At 60.2% G+C, this 17,728-nt stretch carries 18 protein-coding genes and 1 pseudogene; 12 read left to right on the top strand and 7 right to left on the bottom strand.

What is annotated here, in order from left to right:
• The first annotated feature begins 1 nt into the window (after nucleotide 1).
• From ACOZKU_RS01905 to ACOZKU_RS01895, 3 genes are read left to right on the top strand one after another with little or no spacing between them, the layout of a single operon-like run.
• Nucleotides 2-1,216, top strand: coding sequence for a Tm-1-like ATP-binding domain-containing protein (locus ACOZKU_RS01905; RefSeq protein ID WP_421577424.1), 1,215 nt, complete (start codon nucleotides 2-4; stop codon nucleotides 1,214-1,216).
• Complete coding sequence (locus ACOZKU_RS01900; protein WP_421577423.1) at nucleotides 1,206-2,039, top strand: phosphoenolpyruvate hydrolase family protein; 834 nt, start codon at nucleotides 1,206-1,208, stop codon at nucleotides 2,037-2,039. The genes ACOZKU_RS01905 and ACOZKU_RS01900 overlap by 11 nt, the downstream gene beginning before the upstream one ends.
• A 9-nt stretch (nucleotides 2,040-2,048) precedes the next feature.
• The gene (locus ACOZKU_RS01895) at nucleotides 2,049-2,486 is read left to right on the top strand and encodes an SRPBCC family protein (RefSeq protein ID WP_314093654.1); all 438 of its coding nucleotides are present in this window, start codon (nucleotides 2,049-2,051) and stop codon (nucleotides 2,484-2,486) included.
• 504 nt (nucleotides 2,487-2,990) lie between these two features.
• On the opposite strand, the gene ACOZKU_RS01890 is transcribed toward ACOZKU_RS01895, so the two are convergent.
• The 3 genes from ACOZKU_RS01890 to ACOZKU_RS01880 all read right to left on the bottom strand — a co-directional run bounded on the left by ACOZKU_RS01890 (nucleotide 2,991) and on the right by ACOZKU_RS01880 (nucleotide 4,496).
• Nucleotides 2,991-3,269, bottom strand: coding sequence for an HU family DNA-binding protein (locus ACOZKU_RS01890; RefSeq protein ID WP_421577422.1), 279 nt, complete (start codon nucleotides 3,267-3,269; stop codon nucleotides 2,991-2,993).
• A gap of 82 nt (nucleotides 3,270-3,351) precedes the next feature.
• Complete coding sequence (locus tag ACOZKU_RS01885) at nucleotides 3,352-3,618, bottom strand: WGR domain-containing protein (protein ID WP_421577421.1); 267 nt, start codon at nucleotides 3,616-3,618, stop codon at nucleotides 3,352-3,354.
• Between the two features lie 533 nt (nucleotides 3,619-4,151).
• Complete coding sequence (locus ACOZKU_RS01880) at nucleotides 4,152-4,496, bottom strand: hypothetical protein (RefSeq protein WP_421577420.1); 345 nt, start codon at nucleotides 4,494-4,496, stop codon at nucleotides 4,152-4,154.
• Between the two features lie 73 nt (nucleotides 4,497-4,569).
• Between ACOZKU_RS01880 and ACOZKU_RS01875 the strand changes: the two genes are divergently transcribed.
• A complete protein-coding gene (locus tag ACOZKU_RS01875) occupies nucleotides 4,570-4,923 on the top strand; it encodes an ethanolamine utilization protein (RefSeq protein ID WP_421577419.1) in 354 nt (117 codons plus the stop codon).
• Between the two features lie 580 nt (nucleotides 4,924-5,503).
• On the opposite strand, the gene ACOZKU_RS01870 is transcribed toward ACOZKU_RS01875, so the two are convergent.
• Together ACOZKU_RS01870 and ACOZKU_RS01865 are read right to left on the bottom strand one after the other, a co-directional pair.
• Complete coding sequence (locus ACOZKU_RS01870) at nucleotides 5,504-5,986, bottom strand: cupin (RefSeq protein WP_421577418.1); 483 nt, start codon at nucleotides 5,984-5,986, stop codon at nucleotides 5,504-5,506.
• Between the two features lie 448 nt (nucleotides 5,987-6,434).
• Nucleotides 6,435-7,067 carry a TetR family transcriptional regulator C-terminal domain-containing protein gene (locus tag ACOZKU_RS01865; protein WP_421577444.1) on the bottom strand — a complete coding sequence of 211 codons (633 nt, stop codon included), beginning with the start codon at nucleotides 7,065-7,067 and terminating at the stop codon, nucleotides 6,435-6,437.
• Between the two features lie 258 nt (nucleotides 7,068-7,325).
• On the opposite strand from ACOZKU_RS01865, the gene ACOZKU_RS01860 reads away from it, so the two are divergent.
• From ACOZKU_RS01860 to ACOZKU_RS01825, 8 genes are all read left to right on the top strand, one after another.
• A complete protein-coding gene (locus tag ACOZKU_RS01860; RefSeq protein WP_421577443.1) occupies nucleotides 7,326-8,153 on the top strand; it encodes a uracil-DNA glycosylase in 828 nt (275 codons plus the stop codon).
• 3 nt (nucleotides 8,154-8,156) lie between these two features.
• Nucleotides 8,157-9,782, top strand: coding sequence for a GMC family oxidoreductase (locus ACOZKU_RS01855; protein ID WP_421577417.1), 1,626 nt, complete (start codon nucleotides 8,157-8,159; stop codon nucleotides 9,780-9,782).
• Nucleotides 9,783-9,792: 10 nt separating this feature from the next.
• Nucleotides 9,793-10,113: an NIPSNAP family protein gene (locus ACOZKU_RS01850; protein ID WP_314093608.1), complete on the top strand. Its 321-nt coding sequence runs from the start codon at nucleotides 9,793-9,795 to the stop codon at nucleotides 10,111-10,113.
• Nucleotides 10,114-10,205: 92 nt separating this feature from the next.
• Nucleotides 10,206-11,231 carry a BMP family ABC transporter substrate-binding protein gene (locus ACOZKU_RS01845; RefSeq protein WP_421577442.1) on the top strand — a complete coding sequence of 342 codons (1,026 nt, stop codon included), beginning with the start codon at nucleotides 10,206-10,208 and terminating at the stop codon, nucleotides 11,229-11,231.
• 114 nt (nucleotides 11,232-11,345) lie between these two features.
• Nucleotides 11,346-12,926 (top strand): ABC transporter ATP-binding protein, encoded by a 1,581-nt coding sequence (locus ACOZKU_RS01840; RefSeq protein ID WP_421577416.1) that lies wholly within the window; start codon nucleotides 11,346-11,348, stop codon nucleotides 12,924-12,926.
• On the top strand, nucleotides 12,923-13,960 hold the full coding sequence (locus tag ACOZKU_RS01835; RefSeq protein WP_421577415.1) for an ABC transporter permease: 1,038 nt from the start codon (nucleotides 12,923-12,925) through the stop codon (nucleotides 13,958-13,960). Before ACOZKU_RS01840 ends, ACOZKU_RS01835 begins: the two co-directional genes overlap by 4 nt.
• Complete coding sequence (locus ACOZKU_RS01830) at nucleotides 13,957-14,850, top strand: ABC transporter permease (RefSeq protein WP_421577414.1); 894 nt, start codon at nucleotides 13,957-13,959, stop codon at nucleotides 14,848-14,850. The genes ACOZKU_RS01835 and ACOZKU_RS01830 overlap by 4 nt, the downstream gene beginning before the upstream one ends.
• 34 nt (nucleotides 14,851-14,884) lie before the next feature.
• Nucleotides 14,885-16,447, top strand: a complete 1,563-nt coding sequence (locus ACOZKU_RS01825) for an amidohydrolase family protein (RefSeq protein ID WP_421577413.1) — start codon at nucleotides 14,885-14,887, stop codon at nucleotides 16,445-16,447.
• 90 nt (nucleotides 16,448-16,537) lie between these two features.
• On the opposite strand, the pseudogene ACOZKU_RS01820 reads toward ACOZKU_RS01825, so the two are convergent.
• Nucleotides 16,538-16,717, bottom strand: a pseudogene (locus ACOZKU_RS01820) (exodeoxyribonuclease III); the annotation flags it as partial.
• Between the two features lie 70 nt (nucleotides 16,718-16,787).
• The coding region (locus ACOZKU_RS01815; RefSeq protein ID WP_421577412.1) for a M10 family metallopeptidase C-terminal domain-containing protein at nucleotides 16,788-17,728 on the bottom strand (941 nt) is incomplete at its 5' end.

Below are 17,728 nucleotides of genomic sequence, written 5' to 3'. Positions count from 1 at the left end.
AATGAGCAAGACAATCTATGTGGCAGGCTCCTTCGATACGAAGGACGACGAACTTCGCTATGTCGCGCGGCTGATCCGCGAGCAGGGCCTGACGGCTGTTCTCGTCGATCTCTCGACGGCGACGCCGGCCGAGGACGCGGATATCGATGCGAAATCCGTCGCGGGTTTCCATCCGGGCGGCGCCGCGGCCGTGTTCACCGGTGATCGCGGCTCGGCGGTTTCGGCCATGGGGCTGGCCTTCGAGCGCTTCATCCTCGCGCGCGACGACGTCGGCGGCATCATCGGCCTTGGCGGTTCTGGCGGCACCGCGATGGTCACGCAGGCGATGCGCGTCCTGCCGGTCGGCACGCCGCGCGTGATGGTCTCGACCGTCGCCTCCGGCAATGTCAGCGCCTATGTCGGGCCAAATGACATCTCCATGGTCAACTCCATCACTGACATTGCCGGCCTCAACCGCATTTCGCGCACGGTGCTTTCGAATGCGGCCAATTCCATCGCCGGCATGGTCCGCAACCGGCAGGAGGCAACCGAGGACGACAGGCCGGCGCTTGGCCTGACGATGTTCGGCGTCACGACGCCTTGCGTGACCCAGATCGTCGAGCCGTTGCGTGACCGGTTCGAATGCCTGGTGTTCCACGCCACCGGCATCGGCGGCCAGTCGATGGAAAAGCTTGCCTCCTCTGGATACCTCGCCGGCGTCCTCGATGTCACCACGACGGAAGTCTGCGACCTCCTGTTCGGCGGCATCCTTCCGGCGACGGAGGACCGGTTCGGGTTCCTCGCCGGGTCGGACCTGCCCTATGTCGGTTCCTGCGGCGCGCTCGACATGGTCAATTTCGCCGGCATCGATACCGTCCCAGAGAAATACAGCCACCGCAATCTCTATATCCACAATCCGCAGATCACCCTGATGCGCACGACGCGCGACGAGAACGTGGCGATGGGCAAGTGGATCGGCGAGCGCCTCAACCGCAGCATCGGCCCGGTCCGCTTCCTTCTTCCGCTTGGTGGGGTGTCGCTGCTGGATGCGCCCGGGCAACCGTTCCACGATCCGGACGCCGATGCCGCCCTGTTCGATGCAATCGAAAGCACCGTGCAGCAGACGGACATGCGTCAGGTTCTAAGGGTGCCGCATGGCATCAATTCACCGGAGTTCAGCTCCGAAGTCGTCCGCCACTTCCATGAAATCAGTAAGGGCAGCTCACATGAAGTTTGACAGGAGCCAGTTGCTGGACAAGTTCCGCCAGCAGATCAAAGCGAAGATCCCCATCATCGGTGGTGGCGCCGGCACGGGGCTTTCGGCCAAGTGCGAGGAAGTCGGCGGCATCGACCTGATCGTCATCTATAATTCCGGCCGCTACCGCATGGCCGGGCGGGGCTCTTTGGCCGGCCTGCTTTCCTACGGAAATGCCAATGAGATCGTGCTCGACATGGCGCGGGAAGTCTTGCCGGTCGTCAAACACACACCAGTTCTGGCCGGCGTGAATGGGACGGATCCGTTCTGCAATTTCGATCATTTCCTTGACGAGTTGAAAGCGGTCGGCTTTGCCGGCATCCAGAACTTTCCGACGGTCGGCCTGATCGACGGCACGTTCCGCGCCAATCTCGAAGAGACCGGCATGGGCTACGGCCTCGAGGTCGATCTCGTCCGACTGGCGCGCTCCAAGGACATGCTGACCACGCCCTATGTGTTCTCGGTCGAGGATGCGCGGGCGATGACCGAGGCCGGCGCCGATATCGTCGTTGCCCATATGGGACTAACGACGGGTGGATCGATCGGAGCGGGCACGGCGCTGACGCTGGAGGACTGCGTGGAGAATATCAACGCCATCGCCACGGCGGCCCATAGCGTCAATCCCGATATCATCGTCTTGTGCCATGGAGGCCCGATCGCCGAGCCCGAAGATGCCCGCTTTATCCTGGAGCGGTGCCCCGGCTGCCACGGTTTCTACGGCGCCTCCAGCATGGAACGCCTTCCCGTGGAAAAAGCCCTCGTCGATCAGACGAAAGCATTTAAAAACCTCGCCATCCAGCACTAGGAGGGAAAAGTGGCCAAGGCTTATGCAAGCGCAGTCATCGACGCGCCAATCGAAACAGTCTGGGAAATTGTCCGCGATTTCAACGGTCTGCCGAACTGGCATCCGGCAATCGCCAGAAGCGAGATCGAGGATGGCTTGAGCGGCAGCGATGTCGGCGGCATCCGCTCCTTCTACCTGACCGATGGCGCCCATGTACGCGAACAGCTTCTCTCGCTCAGCGACAGCGACCATTCGCTATCCTATAACTTCGTAAAGCCGGCTTTCCCGGTGAAGAACTATGTCGCCGGGATTCGACTACTCCCGATTACCGATGGAAACCGGACATTCGTCGAATGGACGGCGACCTTCGACGAGGAGCCGGCGGATGCGGGGAAGTATGTGGAGATCATCTCAACGCATGTCTTCGCCGCCGGCTGGACAGCGCTTCAAGCAAAAGTCTGCGGATAGTTTCTGAATGTCTCAGGCCGCGTTGGCGGGCACAATCCTGCGCCCGCCCGAGTCGCACGATAAAGGGCGCGTCTCACGGACCAGCGCCCAAAAAGGCGTCGCGTTCGAGCGGAGGTCGCAGGCCGCGCGAGATTCGATCGCCGAAGAACATCGTCGGCGCGACGAGAAAACCGAGCGTCTACGTACGGCGAGGCTGCAAGCGGAGCAACAACAGCGTCAGCTTTGATGCTGCACCGTACGTGGACGGACGTTGGATGTTCCAAGGTTATGAACGCTCTACAATCGTTGCTCCACTTATTGAGCGCTTAGACTGGCGAAGCGTCACTCCGTCTTGCTAGTGCCGCCAATATGAGAACTCAAGCCAGCGACAAAAAAACCAACCGCCAGATTAATAACTGACCCGTCTTGTCGAAGGCGAGGAAGGCCTCTCCCTCATTTGGTCCCGGTCAACCCGGAACTGATCCGGAATTCCCCGCCGACAAGGCGGGCTATTCCTGTGAATGATCACTTGTTCAGTGCATCCTTGAGCGCCTTGGCCGGCGAGAAGGCCAGCTTTTTGGAAGCCGCGATCTTCATAGCTTCGCCCGTTGCCGGATTGCGGCCTTCACGCTCAGGTGACGCCTTCACCTTGAACTTCCCAAAGCCAGGGATGGACGTCTCCGCGCCGGAGCTTGCTGCATCGGTGATAGCCTGGAAAACGGCTTCTACGATGGCCTTGCCCTGAACCTTAGTCAGGCCGTTATCGGTGGCAATCTTGTCGGCGATTTCATTGGTCGTGGTCATGGGATTTCCTCGAACAGTGGAACAATCCGAAATCCGTGTCAGCTTCTCGCCTCGTTGTCATCGCTGGCGATCGCGGCATGGCTTAGATCCGATGGATGTCCACAACTCGTTTCGGCTTGTAGCCCCGTCGGCGCTTTTCTCGAAGGACATCCAGGAACAGGGTGACAGCCTCGCTTTCGTTGTCAAAGAGGTGGACCATCTCCTGCCCACGGGTCCCGATCCGTCCCCATGCGCGCACAACCGACACCCCGCCAAACAAGGTTGGCTGGACGGCCAGTGTGTAGAAGCGCGCCATGTTCTTTTCCAGGGCGACACGCTCGACATAGAGGTGGTAGGGCTGCGCTATCATGGGGACAGAATCGCGCGATCCGGATCCGACGTCCAATGAGAGTTTGGAATCGCACCTCGCTCACCGATTCATGACGGTGATCGGTGCAGCGATTTCAATCACATCAGCTCCGACGCGATCCGCCCACTTCCGGGCAAGGCCTTCGGCGATCAGGATGTCGCCGACATCGATGGCCAATAAAGACGACCTAAGCGATCGGCCAAGGTGAGCTTGGTCAGTGAATCCAGGAGATCGCCTGACGCAGCGCCATTCCAGAGAAACGCGCCCGATACTCGTAGGCGAGATTCAGGCCCAAGCATTTACGTATTGCGGAAAACGGGACAGGAACCAGCTAGCCGCATTTCCAACGATCCGCAGGGATATCGAGAACGCAGGCGGTTAATGGATGAACGAGGAAGTCGTATGCGATCGGGGCTGGTCACCAGCCGTCACCCAGATGATCTTCCGGCGTGCTACGCGAAAATCGTTTAAGGGTTCGGGAAGGGCAGGCACCCTGAGCTGGCAGGCAGCGCTCGGTAAAATTCTGCCCGATCTCAAATTTGAGGATTGTCCCTTGCACTCCGTCGCCAGTAGTGGTCGATGATGTGCTGCCCGTTGGCAACGATGCGTTCCCCGATCTCGGGATCGCCACCTTCCAGGGTGCTCAGATCTCCACCGCACAGACGCACGAACAGAATCTGTTGCGTCGCGAATGTAAAGTAATCTAGGCCGGTCGGCTCGAACTCGAGGTCCGCCCTCGCGAACTCTTCCGCCACTTCCGCGGCCGCGTCGTCGATCGCCTTAAAGACCTTATCTAGCATGGCATGCTCGGCCGCCTCCCTGATTTTTAGATACTTGCACTGTTCGGGTGTCGGGATCGAGCAGGTGTTCGCGGTCATGTCTTCTCCGTCTGCAAAGCTTGGCAGGGGCCGCTTGCGCACTATGTGCTGGAAATAACATAGGAGCATTCAGATGAAGGTCCAAAAGTTCAGCGTGTCCGATGCGAAGATGGGCAAATCGCCCGGGCAGAATGCGGAAATCTATGTCGGCAACCTTGTCGACGAGAAAGACGGCGGGCCAGTGACGATCGGTTACGGCCGCTATGCGCCCGATCAGTCCCTGACGGAGACGATGGAGGTGGACGACACTATGATTGTCCTCGAAGGCCGCCTTTCCGTCTGCACATCCAACGGCACGGTCACGGCTGCGCGGGGTGATATTGTCTACATGCCAAAAGGGGAGGTGGTTACCATCACGACCGAAGGCGAGGGTGCTCTCACGGCTTTCGTGACCTATCCGCACTGGGCCACGGTCCATAAAGGCTGACAAATTCTTCCTGTTGCCCCCGAGCACGTGAGAAAGAGGTGATGATGGCCGTTCTCGCCGACATTATCATCACGACACAAGCGAGATACCGGCGATCATTGCCGAATGACCGACCGCAAAAGGTGGCCCGCACTTGAGACCTCGGCGCTGGACTTGCTTGTTCTCGCCGACCTCGGGTTAGCCCTCGAACATGGGACCCACCGACTTCCATCGAGGGAAAGATGTCGTTGGCTTCGATCAGTGCAACCGATGCCCTTGCTCTATCTTTTGCCGACCGCCCTTCGGGACGGCATCGAAACAATCCATCCATCGGACATCCCTGTGCTCGCCAAGGCTTGGGCGGAGGGTGAAGAGGCCGCGAATAGAGGCCTCACCGCTGAGATTGCCAAACTCTGCTGAGGAAAATACGGGACGTCGCTCTCCGCGCGTCCGAGCAAAAGCGGACGTTGCTCTGGGTCTCGCGGCGCGCCATTATCTAAAATCGTGCCGCAACTGAGATGATCCACATCGGCTCGACCTCCACAAACGGCACGCGGCGGTATAGACGGCGGGTATGTCGTCATATTCGTGCCCAACCTTCTCAACACCACTTTTCAAGCAATGCGCCTGATGACCCATGAATCGGGTCGGTGGACGGTAAAGGTACCGATGCAATCTTCTGCAGCATCTCTGCTGCGGCGGCCGAACGCTGTATATCAGCATGCTGGCCTTGCGGATAAGCTCCGACGACCCGAAAATCTTCTGAGCTTCCGAGATTCTGATGTCCGGTGCCTGCTGGGAGGATGAGGCAGTCGCCTGACGAAACCCTAAAGCAGTAGCCATCAGGTCCGCCGATCAGTAATGTAGCCGTTCCGCTTTTGACGCCCAGCACTTCATGCGCGCCGCTGTGATAGTGTTGGTAATCGAAAACGCCGTTTGTCCAGATCCCCGACCAGCCGTTTTTCGCAAATAAGGTTTCAAGGTCTTCACTATCCGCGAGCCGAATCTGATAGTGCAAGACAGGCAGTCTCTGATTGTTTGGTACCCAACCGCTTGGTTTAAACAAGATTGCCTTGGCTTCCACGGCCGCTCTCCTTGTTACCACAATGACGATTCGTCACTTGCGTCATTTAACGAGGGGCGAGGTCTCGACATTGTCGCGCTCTTAGCGCTTTGGCACACCCGCCCCTTGATTGCAAAAGTTGCGATCCTTCTCCAGGCGGTGCGGTCGATTAAGTGCGTTGGGACCGAACGTTTCATAATTTTCCAGCATGCTACGTCCCCTGCGGGGTGAACTGATTATCTGTGAAGCTCCTTGAACAAGGTCTTTCGTTATAATCTGACGTGATTCTGCTTTCAAATGATCATAGCTTGACTTTCATATAGTCATCGCGGAACTGATATCTCGAATACGAGGAGCATCGAGACCTGCGAGAAGGTGTCTTCGGGGACGTTGCGGCGTCAATCCGCACAGAATGTCCTTTGCAGATGTCAGGAAGTGATCAAAATTCCGGCTCGCGTCCAATTGCGATTTAAGGGTTAGGGAGAATCCCCCTGAGGATCGTTTCGGCGATGGTCGTGGCGGCTTTGTCGTAATCATCCGCCTTCAGGCGTGACTTTCTAAGCGCGTCGATGGCGACCGGTTCGAAGTCGGAGTAAAACTGTGTCGAGGCCCAGAGCATAATAAACAAATGGCGTGGATCGACCGGCAGCATCTTGCCGGCGGCAATCCAGCCTTCGATGACTGCGACATGAGTATCCGTCACTTGGCGGATGTGCTCGCGGTCCTTCTTCGTCAGGAAACGGGCGCCCTGTATGATCTCGCTTGCAAAGAGCCGGGATTCGGCCATGTTCTTGCGCGTGTATTCCAGCTTGGCTGTTATGTAGAGCCTGAAGGCTTCCGCGGGCTCTCGTTCGGGCGAAATGTATTTCAACGCATTGTCCCAGCTCGTCAGCAAATGCGCAATGATGGCGGTATAGATCTCTTCTTTCGACGAGAAATAGTAATAGACATTGGCCTTGGGCAGGCCCGAAGCTTCGGCGATCTCGGCAATGCGCGTTCCGTCGAAACCCTTGCGGGCGAAAATCTCAATCCCGGCCTTGATGATCAGTCTGATATTGCGTTCGCGAATGCGTTCTTCCGGATCGCGTGCTGCCTTTGCCATGCGTCTTGGCCTCCGTTCCGCCGTCATTTTTGCCAGCAATCCTGCGTGGTGGCGACTTGAATCTTTCGCGATTCCCGCCTTTTCCAGCGAAATGCGAGCAGTGCGTCTATTGCATGAACCTGACAGTTTGGTCAAAATAATCTGACCAAATCGTCATTTTTTGTTTTTTGAAAGTTGACACTTTGGTCAGCTTTTGTCTAGTCTCCGGTCATTGAACGTGCGGGGAGGGCGCGGATGCCGGCAAGACTGAGAGAAGCGATGGCGCACACGCTCGCCGGCTGGGAGGCGGACCTGCCGCAAGCTTGGCGCGATACGCTCGGCCCCATCGGCGACGATTTCGACCGTGTCGACCTGCGCCTGGACTTCGAGCCCTGGGAACCGATCTTCCCGGCGCGCCGCGGCAAGATCTTTCCCGGACAGCCGAAGGGGGCTCATATCCTCGCCGCCTTCGATGGGATTGCGCCTGGGGGCGTGCGTTGCATGATTTTGGGGCAGGATCCCTATCCTGAGCCCGGTTTCGCTACCGGACGGGCCTTCGAGGCGGGTAACCTTGCCGGATGGACCGAACTCGACAAGATGTTCTCCAAAAGCATCCGTGCCTATATGCAACTCATCGCGGCGGCCCGCCTCGGGGACGAAAGCCTGTCGCGCGATTTCGACCGCTGGCCTGACGTGCGACGTCTGCTTTGCGATCAAAATTCGGGGTTCGAGGCGCCTGGCGCGATTGCCGACCGCTGGGTCCTCGACGGCGTGTTGCTGCTCAATGCTTCGTTGACGCTGTCGCGCTTTCGCGTCGATATCGATCCGCACCAGTCGCGCGGACATCTTCCGTTCTGGCGTCCGCTGATGCTGCGCGTGGTTGAATGCCTGCTGGCGCGGAACGAGCCGATCGTCTTTCTCGGTTTTGGCGATGCGGCGGCGGATATTCTAGGCGCATCCGGCATCCGCGAGGGGCTGGCCGGTTCCATCGGTTATGTCCAACGCGCCCATCCCGCTTTTGCCGATCAGGTGCTCGGCCGCGATAACCCATTCCTTCTTTGCAATTCTTACCTGGAGACGATGGGCGGCCGGCCCATCGCGTGGTGAACCATGGCTTCTTCTGTCGAATTTGATTTTATTGTCGTTGGCGCGGGCTCGGCGGGATGCGTCGTCGCCAACCGCCTGTCGAAAGACCCTGGTAATCGCGTGCTGCTGCTTGAAGCCGGCGGCAAGGATCGCAATCCGCTCTTCCGCCTGCCGATGCTGATGGGCAAGTTGTTCCATTCCGGCATCTACAACTGGCATTATTATACCGAGCCGGAACCCTCCCTCGACGGCCGCTCGCTCTACTGGCCGCGCGGCAAGGTTCTGGGGGGAACCTCGACGATCAACGGCATGATCTATGTGCGCGGCAACCGCCACGACTACGACCGCTGGGCACAGTCCGGCCTGCCGGGCTGGTCCTATGACGAAGTCCTCCCGGCGTTTCGCCGCTCCGAAGCCCATGTTCAGCGCAATGGTGAATTTCACAGCGCCGACGGCGAGCTGACCGTCTGCCGAGCCCGCGGCCACAACCCCCTGATGGACGTATTCTGCGAAGCGGGCCAGCAGGCCGGCTATCCCGCCAATGACGATTTCAACGGAGAAAGCCAGGAAGGTTTCGGTCGCTACGATTTCACAATCCGCAAGGGCAAGCGTTGGTCAACCTCATGGGCCTTCCTACGCCCCGCCCTTGGCCGCCCGAACCTGAACGTTCTCACAGGTGCAGAAACCACGCGTCTCGTCATCGAAAACGGCCGGGCACGCGGGGTTGAGTATCTCAAGGACGGCAAGCTTGAGAAGGTGTTTACACGCGGGGAAATCATTCTTTCATCGGGCGTCGTCAATTCACCCAAGGCCTTGCTTCTCTCCGGCATCGGTCCGGCGGACGAGTTGAGGGCACTCGGCATCGCGCCGGTGCATGACCTGCCCGGCGTCGGCAAGAACCTGCAGGATCACGTCGATTGCGTCATGAGCTGGGAATGCCGCGAGCCGATCACTTTGTTCGGCGATCTGCGCGCCGACAAGCTTATTCCGGCGGTCGCGCAAGGCATGCTGTTCGGCGAAGGCATCACTACGACCTTCCCATATGAAGCCGGCGCCTTCATCCGCTCGCGTGACGATCTCGTGGCGCCGGATATTCAGCTGCATTTTATGCCGGCGCTGGAAAAGACCGCCAACCTGCACTTCCCCAATCCGTTCGCCAAGAAGCAGGCGGTGGAGGCCAATCATGGCTTTACGATCCGTGTCGGCCCCGTCAATCCGGTCAGCCGCGGCGAAATCACGCTGCGCTCGTCGAACCCGACCGACAAGCCGAAGATTCTCGCCAACTACCTCAAGGACGAATTCGACATCCGCACGATGATCGACGCGATCCAGCTGACCCGCGAGATCGTCGGGCAGCAGGCCTTCGACCGTTATCGCGGAAACGAACTGGCGCCCGGCCCCGCCGCTATCGACGATGCGGCGCTGACGCGCTGGCTGCGCGCGACGGCGATGACGACCTTCCATCCAGTGGGAACCGCTAAGATGGGGAACGATCCCATGGCGGTGGTTGATGCGCGGCTGAAGGTCCACGGCATCGAGGGCCTGCGTGTTGCCGATGCCTCGATCATGCCGGTCATTTCCAGCGGCAACACCAATGCGCCCGCCATCATGATCGGTGAAAAATGCGCCGAATTCATCTTGAATGCATAAGGAGAGATCAATGATCCTCGAACACCGCACCTATACTTTCAAGCCCGGCACGGTCGAGAAATGGATGAAGAAATACGAGGCCGACGGCTTGCCGGTGCAGAAGCGCCACCTCAACACGTTCGTCGGCCTTTACGCTTCGGAAATCGGAACGCTGCACACCACCGTGCTGATGTGGGCCTATGACAGCCTGGCCGACCGCGAGGCCCGCCGCTCAGCCATGTATGCCGATCCGGACTGGCAGAAATTCATCTCCGAGGTCTGGGCACTCGATGCGATCCAGAAACAGGAGGTGATGATCATGAACCCGGCTTCGTATTCGCCGCCGCTGTGATGCGGCTGAGGAAACGCCTGACCAACGATAACCGCAAGAAAGAAGAGGGAACCATCATGACAAACAAGACTGGGACGCCGATGCATCATTTCATGAACCGCCGTTCATTTCTCCAGGCCGGCGCCGGCGCGGCAGCGCTCGGCTTTGCTGCCACCATGCTTCCGGATTTCGCCAAGGCCGCCGGCGGGCTGGTCGCACTGGTCCACACCCAGGCCGCCGGCGACAATGGTCCCGTCGACCAGATGATTGCCAAGCTCAAGCAGCTTTCGGAAGAAAAGGGTTTCGAATACCGCGCCATCTATGCCCAGGACCCGGCGACCTACGAAACCGTCTTCCGCACGCTCGGTGACGCCGGCGCTTCCATCATAGTTTCCACCTTCAACGAAGTGGCCGAACCGTTCAAGGCGCTGGCGCCGTCCTATCCGGACACCAAGTGGATCCAGCTTTTCGGCGATGCCTTCGAGCCGGCGATCCCCAATGTCGTGACTGTATCCTACGACTATTATCTCGGCTGCTATCTCTCCGGCGTCTTTGCCGCCCGGATGTCGACGACCGGCAAGATGGGCTTTATCGGCGGCATTTCGATCCCGCCGATCAATGCCGATTTCAACGCCTTCAAGGCCGGCGTGCAGTCCGTCAAGCCCGATGCGACGGTGACCGCCGCCTTTGCCGGCTCTTTCCAAGATCCGGCAAAGGGCCAGGAAATCGCGACGCAAATGTATAATAGCGGCATCGACTATATCCAGACCGATGCGGCCGCGACCGATGGCGGCATCATTGCGGCTGCCAGCGAACAGGAAGGCCGCATGGTGAGTTGCCTGGCGCCGGCGCAGTTCCAGCTTGGCCCGAAGTCCGTCATCTCGATCGTCAGCCTCGATTTCGGCGTCTCGCTCTACAACGAAGCCACCAATGCCGTCGGCTCGACATGGAAGGGCGGAGTGCATGAGCATACCGGCCTCGGCACCGGTGTCATCGACTTTATTCCCTCGCCGATATTCGCAGAGCAGGGGCCGACGGCGCTGACTGCCAAGGCCAAGGAAGCCCTCGTCGAAGTCGACAAGGTGCGCGCAGGCATTCTGGACGGAACGATCAAGATTCCGTTCAACACCACGCTCTGAGCTCGTAATCCGGCCCTAGGGGGCCGGTTGGCAAGCCCTGGCGACACGCCGGCGGGCTCGCGGACATCACATTCCTGATGTTCGCGGCCCTTGCTCTCCGATGGGATCGATAGAATGTCCAACCTTCCGAAATCCGCGCTGGAGTGCCGTGATGTCACCGTGAAGTTCGGCGATGTCACCGCGCTGTCGGATGTTTCCGTTGCCTTTGCGGCGGGCCAGATCCATGCTGTCGTCGGCCAGAACGGCGCCGGCAAGACGACCTTTGCCCGCGTGACGGCGGGACTGGTATCGCCGACGACAGGCGCCGTCGATGTCATGGGCCGGAAAATCCGAACTGGCCATGTCGGGGAAAGTCGCGCGGCAGGCGTCGAGCTCGTGCATCAGAGCTTTGCGCTGCCGCCCTCATTCACCGTGGCAGAGGCCATGGAATTCGGCGCGACCGGCAAAGGTGGTATCTACAGCCGCAAGGGGCTTGCCGACAAATGGCGGGCGCATCTAGCCGCGCTGGATGTGCAGGTCGATCTCAACAAGCACATCCGCGACCTGCCGATCGAAACCCAGCAGGGCATCGAGATCGCGCGTGCGCTGGTCACCGATGCGCGCGTGCTCATCCTCGACGAGCCGACCGCCGTGCTCTCGCCGGCTGGCATCGAAATGCTGTTTGCTCGCGTCCGTCGTCTCAAGGAGCGAGGTGTCACCGTCATCCTGGTCCTTCACAAGATTCGGGAAGTGCTCGGCATCGCCGATACCGTGACCGTGCTGCGCGGTGGTCGCAAGGTCGAGGGGCCGCTCGACATTGCAGATGTTTCCGCCGAGCGGCTGGCCAATCTGATCGTCGGGGATGGCATTGCCAAGACGCTCGGGCAGCAAGATCGCGACGCCGTGGTCGGAACGAGGGCCGCATCGGGCGAAGACGCCGACAGATATAGTGAGATCAGCGGCCCCACCGTTCTCGCCATGCGGGCCGTTTCCACCCGCCCCGATAATGAGGGTATTGCGCTTGACGGGATCGACCTCGATATCCGTCCGGGCGAAATCGTCGGCATTGCCGGCGTTGAGGGCAATGGCCAGAAAACGCTGGTGCGGGCGATTTCGGCGCTTGCGGATCTGGCCGGCGGCGCCATCGGCCTTGCCGGCCATGATGTGACGACGCAGCCGCTCGCCAATCGTCGCGCCATTGGCCTGCGGATCATTCCTTTCGAGCGTAATGTCGAGGGCCTGAGCCTGACGAGTTCGCTCTGGCAAAACTGGAGTGCGCGCCAATTGCTGGAGGGCAGCCTGCTCAGGACGATCCGCCCCGCCGCGATCCGCGAGGCCTGCGACCGGTCACTGAAGGAATGGAGTGTTCATTATCACACCTGCGGCCAGCGCGCTGGTTCGCTCTCGGGCGGCAATGCGCAGAAGGTGATTTTCGCACGCGAGGTCGATGCGGATGCGAAGCTCATCATCGCCGCCCAGCCGACGCGTGGCCTCGATATTGGCGCCACGGCCTTCGTCTGGCAGGCGCTCAGGCGAGCGCGCGACGGCGGTGCCGCTGTCCTGTTGATCTCCTCCGATCTTGACGAACTTTTCGATATTTCCGACCGCGTCGCGGTGATGCTGTCGGGGCGCATCAACGGTGAATTCCGCGCGCCCTTCGACATCGCCGCGGTGGGCGCGGCCATGACCGGTGCTACTGCGAGGGTACGCGCATGAAAGACAGTCTCAACACGGTTGTCCGTAGCTTGATCTTCGTCGTCTTCGCGCTGGTGCTCTGCGCGATCGTCTTCCAGTTCGCCGGCTTTAATGCGCCCGTTATGCTTTGGTCGGTGCTGGATGGCGCTTTTCTGCGCAGCGGCGCAATCGAACAGAGCCTGCGTTGGGCTCTGCCGCTGTTCATCACAGCCGTCGGGGTCGGTATTTCCTTCCGCGCCGGTTTCTTCAACATCGGGGCGCAGGGCCAGTTCTATGTCGGGGCGATTTGCGCGGCCTTTGCCGCCGAAGCCTTCAAGGGCGGGCCCGCCTTGCTCGTCATCCCCGCGCTGCTGATGGCCGGCATGGCCGGCGGCGCGCTCTGGGCGCTATGGCCGGGCTTGCTGCGCTTGCGCTCCGGCACCGACGAGGTGATTACCACGCTCATGGGCAATTTTCTCGCCGGACTGCTTTTGGTCTACGTTACCTCCGGGCCGCTGAAGGACCCATCCGGCTCCGGCCAACAGGCCTCCAGTCGCCCGCTCGATGCTGCCTATCGCCTGTCGAACTCGCTTGGGCTTTCCCCGGCGATTATCGCCATCGCCGTCATCGTCGGCATCGCGATGTGGCTTCTGGTCAACCGCACCGCCTTCGGCGTGCTGGCGAGCTTGGCAGGTCGCAACGGCACGATGGTGGAATGGCAGGGCGCGCGGCTTTGGAAACTCGGCCTCTCGAGCTTCCTGATTTCGGGGGCGCTGGCGGGTCTGGCTGGCACCATCGAATTCATGGGTCCGAACGGGCGCATCGCTTCCGGTTTCTTGCCCGCGCATGGCTTCACCGCGATCCTGATCGCGCTCGTCGCCAATCTCTCGGTCGCGGGGACGGCAGTGGCTGCCGTCTTCTTCGGTGGCCTTGCTTCGGCGGCGCTTTATCTGCCGATCATGGCCGGCCTGCCGTCGGCGGCGATCGACATCATCAATGCGGCGATTGCGCTGTTCATCACCGCACGCTCGAAGCTCATCGACAAGGTGCTGCGTTTGGGAGGCCCCGCGCAATGAACGAAATCATCATTGCCATCCTGCGTTCGGGAACGCCGCTAATCTATGTCACGCTCGCCGGCGTCATTGCCCAGCGGGCAGGGGTCTGGAACCTCGGTCTCGAAGGCCTGATGATCATCGGCGCCTGCGCCACGATCGTTGGCATCATGGTGACCCAATCCGTGGCCGCCGCCCTTATTATCGCGATGGCGCTGTGCGTGCTGGCTTCGATCCTACTCTGGTTCGTCATCGACAGGCTGAAGGCCAATCCAATCATTGCCGGCCTGGGTCTCACCGGGCTTGGCGTCGGCGGCACGGCGCTGGCGGTGCAGTCGATCTTCGGCAGCCAGGCAACCGTCACCGCGCCCTTCGGTCTTCCCAAGCTCGGACCGGCCTTCGGCGCTTACGGCGTGTTGTCGGTCGCCGTCGCGGCCATGCCCTTCGTCGTCTTCGCCCTATGGCTGCTTCTCCGGCGCACCCGCTTCGGGCTGCGGCTTGCGGCCTGCGGCGAACATCCCTTCGCTGCGCGTGGCGTCGGGGCCAATCCATCACGCATGCGGCTGGTGGCGCTCTGCATCGGCGGCATGCTCTGCGCCATAGGCGGCGCGGAATTGGCGGCCGGCAGCTTGCAGTTCTTCGCGCAGGGCATGACAGCGGGGCGCGGCTTCATGGCCTTCGCCGCCGTCATCTTCGGCGCCTCGCATCCCGTCGGCGCCACTTTCGCGGCCCTGTTCTTTGCCGTGGTCGGCGCCATCGGCATCCGCGCGCAATTGATGTTTGGCGACCGGATCCCGCACGACCTGCTGCAGGCGTTGCCTTATCTCGCCACCATCTTCGGCGTCTGGCTCTCCGGCAAGCTGCGCGGCGGCGCCAAGGCTGCAAGCTCGTTTGCCGAACTTCGTGATCAATAGGCTCCGATCAACCGTATTTTCCGGGACACCTTTCATGCGCGAAATCCTCATCCGCAATGCGACCATCGTGGCGATGGATGCCGCCCATGGCGCAACACCCTTTGCCGGCGATATCCTGATCGATGAGGGCCGCATTGCGGCTATCGGCACTGGTCTCTCCGCCTCCCTCGATTCGCAGGTCATCGACGGGGACGGCAAGCTGGTCATGCCTGGGCTGGTGAATGCCCACACCCATTCCAGCGAGACCTTCTTGCGCGGGCGCTACGAACGCATGCCGCTCGAAATCTGGCTGCTCTATGCCTATCCGCTTTTGATGAACGATCCCATCGGCGAGCGTCTGCTCTATCTGCGCAGTCTGTTGCTGGCGATGGAATCGCTGCGCAGCGGCGTCACCACGCTTTGCGATGATTTCTTCGATCCGCCTCGGCATGATCTCGACCGGCTGGCGACCGTCTTCCGCGCCTATGACGATGCCGGCATCCGCGCCAACGTCTCCAGCGCCGCGATGAACGTGCATACGTTGGACGCCCTGCCTTTTGCGCGCGAAATCATGCCTGAAAAGCTGCAAGCGTTGCTCGATTTCGGGCCGCCGCTGACGGCGAAGGACTATATGGACTATTGCCGCTCGGCGTTCGCCAGCCTGCATGGAACGTCGGGGCGCGTAAACTTCATGATTGCCCCCTCGGCGCCGCAGCGCTGTACGCCAGATCTCATGGCGGCTTGTATGGATCTAGCGATCGAAAAACAGGTGCCGTTCCACACGCATGTCCTCGAAACCCGGACGCAATGCGTGACCGGCCCCCTTCTGCACGGCAAATCCCTGATTGCCTACATGCATGAGCTCGGCCTGCTGAAGCGCAATACGACCATCGCACATTCGGTCTGGGTCAGCGATGAGGATATTCGCTTGATGGGCAAGACCGGGGTGTCCGTTGCCCACAACGCGGTTTCGAACCTGAAGCTCGGTGCAGGCTTTGCACCCGTACGGCGGCTGCTTGATGCCGGCGTCACCCTTGGCCTGGGAACGGACGGCGTCTCTTCGAACGACACCGCGCGTATCTTCGACGTCATGCGCGTCGCCGGCCTCGTTCACAGCGCCACCGGGGCTGACCATGAGAGCTGGGTGTCAGCGCGCGAAATCCTGACCATGGCGACCATCGGCGGCGCCAGAACTGCGATGCTGGAAGACACAACCGGATCGCTTGAATTGGCCAAGGCCGCCGACCTGCTTATCCTCGATCTGCACTCGAATACTTTTATGCCGGTCAACGACGTCGCGAAGCATCTCGTCTATTCGGAGAACGGCTCCTCGATCCAAACCGTCATGGTCGCTGGCCGTATTGTCGTCCAGCATGGACGCCTGACCACGGTAGACGAGCGGGCTGTCGCCGCCGAAATCGCCGAGCTCGTGCCGGCCTACCTTGCCGAACACGCCGAACTGGAGCTTCGCAACAAGATATTTGAGCCTATCATGACGGAAGTTCATCGCAGGGCATCAGTAGAGTTCGTTGCCTTCGATCGATATCAAGGCCGCAGCGATGCGGAATCGGCAGGCTCATCACCACGTAACACCAACGTGGGCGCAAACCTCGTCTAGTAGCGCAACCCAAGTCGCCCTACTCAACGGGTCCGTGAGCCCCGCCTAAGTTGGAGCCGCCGTGCGAACTCAGATCGGTATAGGCCCTGAGACCCTCGGGCGGAACAGCGCATCGTCGCGCCAGCGGTCGGGAGCATAGACGTCGGGATCGGTCGGCATGACGTTGTAGTTCCCGATGAGCGCCATCGGCAGCTCAAGGGCCAGAAGCCCGGTCGCGTATGTTTGTAGGCGCTCGAACCACCTAAGCTTATAGTCGAATTTGGAGCCCGGCGCGGATGCCGTTTGGAAGATGTTGAGCATATCGAGAAAGAAAAGCCAACGAAGTCTCTGGCTTGTCCGCTTATAAGATGAAGTCCGCGGTTCGCAACGTTACCAGCCCTGCAACCTCGATCTGGAAATCGGCGCGCCCATCGCCATCGACATCCCCATAAACGACGGTTTTATCGTTTGACGTGCCCGCCTCGTTATACTGGCGGTAGATCAACTGACCCGCCTTCCTGGTAAATTCTGCCCCGCCAAGCCATATAAAGCCCTGATCGCCCTTTATTGCCGTGTTGGCATCCATAGGGGAGACATCGATCTTATCTGTGCCGCTGATGAAATCTGTGATGATATCACGCTGGCCTTGACCGGATTGCCAGCCGAGGGTGACATTATTCACATATCCGGAAATTCCCTTGGCCGAATCGTCGATCATGCGGAATACGAAGGTATCGGCGCCGGCCCCGCCTGTGAGTGTATCAACGCCGGTACCGCCAACGAGCGTGTCATCGCCGCCTCGGCCAATGATGGTGTCGTTGCCGCCCTTACCGTCCAGGTGATCGCTCGTCTGCCCGCCGACCAGGACATCATTACCCGACGTGCCGCTTACCCTTTCCAACATATCCCGTATCGTGACTGTTAATGACTTTGATGCTTCGAAGCCTGTGCCGATAGTAAGATCATCGATGCGAATGGTGACGTTAAGCGTAGGGTTGGTCTCGAAATCAAGCTTCGCGCCCGCCTTAAGCCAAAGCGCGTTGTCGCGTATCTCGAACAGTGAGGCGTCTTCTCCGGCGAGCGATTGTTTAACGCTTCCACCGTCAACATCGAGAATTGCGAGGTCCGCCACTTTGCGCGTGGACGCCGTCGATGTATCTTCGGCAAGCGAGAAAATTGTCTGCGTAACGCTAAGCTTCGGCGCATCGTTGACGGGTGTCACGGTCAGAATAAATGGCGACGTGGTTGGTGCGGAGCCGTCCTCGTTACCGTCTTCGACAAGCACCTTGAACGAGGCCTTGA

The organism is Shinella sp. M31 (assembly GCF_049199205.1).
In the GTDB taxonomy this organism is placed as follows: Bacteria; Pseudomonadota; Alphaproteobacteria; order Rhizobiales; family Rhizobiaceae; genus Shinella.
This window is presented reverse-complemented; position numbering and strand designations above follow the sequence as displayed.